Origin of the sequence: Synechococcus sp. R6-7 (genome assembly GCF_047461695.1) — a bacterium.
GTDB lineage: Bacteria > Cyanobacteriota > Cyanobacteriia > Thermostichales > Thermostichaceae > Thermostichus.
Window position 1 is genome coordinate 1 of record NZ_JANSHS010000007.1, and the last position, 4,261, is coordinate 4,261.

3 protein-coding genes are annotated in these 4,261 nt (G+C 60.2%); 1 reads left to right on the forward strand and 2 read right to left on the reverse strand.

Annotated elements, in window-relative coordinates; translation table 11 throughout:
• Nucleotides 1-194: 194 nt before the first annotated feature.
• Entirely contained in the window at nt 195-2,171 is a 1,977-nt protein-coding gene (locus NW815_RS00205) for a protein kinase domain-containing protein (protein ID WP_414389035.1), read from the reverse strand.
• Nucleotides 2,172-2,312: 141 nt separating this feature from the next.
• Here NW815_RS00205 and NW815_RS00210 point away from each other — a divergent pair, with 141 nt between their 5' ends.
• The gene (locus NW815_RS00210) at nt 2,313-3,194 is read left to right on the forward strand and encodes an inositol monophosphatase family protein (RefSeq protein ID WP_011433458.1); all 882 of its coding nucleotides are present in this window, start codon (nt 2,313-2,315) and stop codon (nt 3,192-3,194) included.
• Here NW815_RS00210 and NW815_RS00215 read toward each other — a convergent pair.
• Nucleotides 3,149-4,132, reverse strand: a complete 984-nt coding sequence (locus NW815_RS00215) for a glycosyltransferase family 2 protein (protein ID WP_414389037.1) — start codon at nt 4,130-4,132, stop codon at nt 3,149-3,151. The two genes, NW815_RS00210 and NW815_RS00215, sit on opposite strands and share 46 nt — an antisense overlap.
• Between the last annotated feature and the right edge of the window lie 129 nt (nt 4,133-4,261).

Below are 4,261 nucleotides of genomic sequence, written 5' to 3' on the forward strand. Positions count from 1 at the left end.
TTTAGCGGTCGGAGTCGGGTAGTTTACTAGCTCAAACGACCCTACTCCCTACAACCAGTCGCGTAGCTCTGAGCTGGGGATCTCACGGCGCTCCCCGGTAACCGTGAGAAAAATCGTGAGAAAAATAATGAGCGGTTTTGATTCCTGTCTTTCCCTCTTCTTGAGAGAGAGAACTCAGATGGGATCCCTGTGGGCTAAGGGGCTTGTTGTTGACTTTGAACAGGAGGGATCCGGCGCAAATTCAAAAGCACCATTGCGCTAAGGGGGCGCGTGTTGGCCAGTAGCCCCACGATCAGCAGCAGCCAACTGTTCAAGGTAGTATTGTCCAGCAGCCAACCCATCAACAGAGTCGATCCTGCCCCTTCGGCAACTGCCGCCAAGAGCCAAGCCCGGCTACCTTTCCAGCGCTGAGACCACAAGGCCCATTGCAGCCCACCAACGCCGACCCCCACCAGCAAACCGCGCAGCGCATCTCCCATTGCCTGCAAGACATTTTGGAGCCAGGGATCCGTCGGGTTAAAAGCAGAGGTTGCCACCCCCACCTGGGGAGCGAGGAAATCCGCTGCCACCCAACCCAAAGCCGTGGCCAGCAGAGTTGCAGCCACCCATCCCACCGAAACCTGCCGCCGCAACACCAGCCACTGCAGCAGCCCCATCAGCAAGCCAAGGCCGGCTCCAGCCACCGCTTCTTGTAGCGATCCCAAAGCCGCCAGCAGAGGCGCTGATGCCCCCAGCCCCAGGTAGCCGATCCCAGCCGCCCCCAAATTGGCCAAGAGCCAACTCAACGCCGACCCTTTGCCCAGGCGGGGTGCATTCAGGGGTGCATCCAACAGATGAGAGCCGGACTTGCTGTTGACATGTTCCTGCCCAACTTTCTGCTCTACCTCGCGCAGTCCCTGTTCCGCTGAAGGGTTACCCGGTTCCAGCCGCAGCACCCCTTGATAGTCCATCTGGGCAAGGCCCCAATGCCCCTGTCGTTGGTGGGCCAGACCGCGGTAGAGATAGTAGCGGGCTTCGTTGGGGGCGCTCTGGATCAGCTCGTTGAGCAAATGGACGGCCATCTTGTACTCGCCTGCCTCGATCAGGCTTACCGCCCGTTGTAGCTTTTCTTCCTCGTCTGGGGCGGCTCGACCCATCGGCTGTTGGGAAGTCGGCTGGCCAAATCCGGTCGGGATCCGCTGGGGACGAACACCTGGAGATGCAGGAGATGAACTTGAGGGGACGAACGGGGCAGGAGGGGCAACCTTGTTTCCATAGACAGCCTGTAGCTGCTGGCTGAGCCCTTCCATGTTGGCTGGGCGGAGGGCAGGGTCTTTCTCTAGGCACTGGAGGATGACCCTCTCCAGAGCAGCAGGGATGGGGTGGGCTAGCTTGTGGTCTTGGAAGGGGCGGGGCTTTTGAAAGTTGTGGACGTGGTACCAGCCTTGCAAGGTGTCGGTATCCGGCTCGAAGGGCAACGCACCAGTTAACAGCTCGTACAGCACCACCCCCAGGGAATAGATGTCGGAGCGGCCATCCAGCTTTTCTCCGCGCATTTGCTCGGGCGAGGCATAGACCATCGTGCCCAAAAAATAGCCCGTCTGCGTCAGGCCACGAGAGGTCTCCCCCATGAGCTTGGAAATGCCGAAGTCCAGGATCTTGACCCGCTCTTTCCCATCGGGCCCTTTCTGCACAAAGATGTTGCTGGGTTTAATGTCGCGGTGGATGACGCCGCGAATGGAGTGCTTGCCCAGATCCATCTGAAAGTTGTGGGCGTGGTGCAGGGCAGAGCAAATTTGCAGAGCCAAGTTCACCACTCGCTCTGGGTGCAAGGGGCCTTCCCGAGCCAGCACATAGTCCAACCCCTGGCCGCTGTAGGGTTTGGCATTCAGGTACTCCATCACCAGATAGGGCTGGTTTTGGTACAGGCCGTAAGAGCGCACCTGCACGATGTTGGGGTGCTCGCCCAACAGAGCGCTGACCCTGGCCTCATCCATGAAGCGTTGCTGCAGTTGCTGGTAGTACTCTGGGCCCATGTCCGGGGGCGGCGGGCGCAACAACTTGACGGCCACCAGCTCGTCATTGAGCTGGGTATCCACCGCCTCGAACACATTGCCGTAGCCACCCTCGCTGATGTGGCGGGTCAGCCGGTAGCGGTTGCCAATCAGTTGTCCAATCAGGCGCTGGTTCATGGAGGAGGGTGGCCAGCTGGGGAGTTTACCTATGATTTGATTCTATTCAGCTTATGGGCCTAGAACCTGCTTGTGAGGGATCCGCTGCCATTGCGACCCCTTTTCCACCCCAAAAGCCAGGGATCCCGCTAGGATTGGGGCATGAGTGCTCCTTCTGCAACTGCTGCTCTATCCCCTTTCTGGCTGGAGGTTACCGAGTTTGCCTTGCAGGCTACGGCCAGCGTGGGATCCCAGCTCTTGGCAGACTTTGGCCAGGCCCACCCTACGGTTCGCGCCAGCGGGACGGAGTCCTTAAAAGCCGACGGCAGCTTGGTAACCTCTTCTGACCAGTGGGCGGATCGCGCTTTTCAAGGGGCCATTGCCGCTGCCTACCCCGATCACGGTTATCTGAGCGAGGAATCCAACCACATTTTTCCCGAGAAGGAGTGGTGTTGGGTAGTGGATCCTTTGGATGGCACCACCAATTTTGCCCGTGGGATCCCCATTTGGGGCAGCTCCTTGGCTTTGCTGCATTGGGGCGTGCCGGTGTTTGGCTGTGTCCATCTGCCGCCCATCCGCCAGACTTTTTACGGTTATTGGCCTCGGTTTCCTGGGGATGCAGCAGCAGGAGCTTTTCTCACCCGCCACGACCGGGATCCCGCCTGTCCCCAGCCAATCCGTCCTAGCACCGCCTCACCCGGCCCCAACCAATTGTTCAATTTCTGTTCCCGCAGCAGCCATTGGATTAGCCCGCAATTCCCTTGCAAAGCGCGGATGTTGGGGGGCGCTGCCTACAACCTGCTGGCGGTGGCCGGTGGCAGCCTTTTGGGGGCGGTAGAACGCTCGCCCAAGATCTGGGATGTGGCGGCAGTGTGGGCCATTGTCAAGGGGGCCGGCGCCGTTTGGGAACCCCTGAGCTGTGCCGATCCGGATCCCGGCCAGCCTCTCATTCCCGGCAAGGATTATGGCCGACTCACTTACCCCGCCCTGGTGGCAGCTCAAGCCGAGTGGATCCCCTTATTTCGCGCCTTCATCGCTCTGTAGCTTTCGTAAACGGCCTGCACGTTGTACCAGTTGAGGAAAAAAATCCGGCACAGCTCCAAGGCCAACTGCGAGCGGCCATGCCGGATCAACCAGCGCAGCAGCGGTTCCACCCGCTTCTCGTTCAGCCAGCCCCCCAGGGATAAAAGGCCCCACAGGAATTGGTGCAGGGGCGTCAGTTGGATCATCAGGCGCACGGCCCAGGTGGGGTGTTTTTGGTAAAAGAGAATACCCATGCGGCCCCGCTGCCGTTCCCGCTCAATCAATCCTGGGATCTGCTGCAGCTCAAAGGGCGGATGCCAGTGGTAGCCGGTGGCCTGGGGGCACTTGACCAGGCGCAGGCCCAAACGTTTTAGCCGCACCCCCAGCTCCAGGTCTTCCCAGCCGTAGAGGTGAAACCGCTCGTCAAAGGGGCCGGCGGGGGTTTCGCAGGCCAGCTCCAACCAATGGCGGGCAATGGCCACGTTGCCGGTGGCGAAAAAGGCTGCCGAAAAATCGGTGAGCTTGAAGGGTTCGGAGCGGGGATCCTGAAAATTGCTCGTGTTGATCACCCGCCCGTAGGTGAAGACCTTGGCCTCGTGGGGGGAGCGGGGATCCCCTGTAACGCCGTGCCGCCGCAGCATCTGGGCGTGGCTGGCCAAGAAGTGATCCACCACCACCAGGTCGCTGTCGATAAAGACGATGAGGGATCCCTGGGCGTGGCGAAACCCCAGGTTGCGGGCAGCGGCGGGGCCGCGGTGCTCCTGCTGCAACAGTTTCCACTGGGGCAAGCCAACGGGGTTGTTCTGCAGCCATTCCACTGTGCCATCGGTGGAGCCATCGTCCACCACCACCACCTCGTAGCCCTCGTAGGGGCCGGGCTGCTGCTGCGCCAGGGCCCGCAGACACTGCTCCAAAATGGGACGGCGGTTGTAGGTGGGAATGATGACGCTGATGTACACCGGGGATCCCTGGAGATGGCCGTGCAACCTTAGAGCAAAAGTTGAGCAAAACGCTTCAGGGAGGAGGGGTTCGCGCTGCCTGTTAGGCTAGAGGGCTTTTAGGAGCATGACTCTAGTCAATAATAAGCT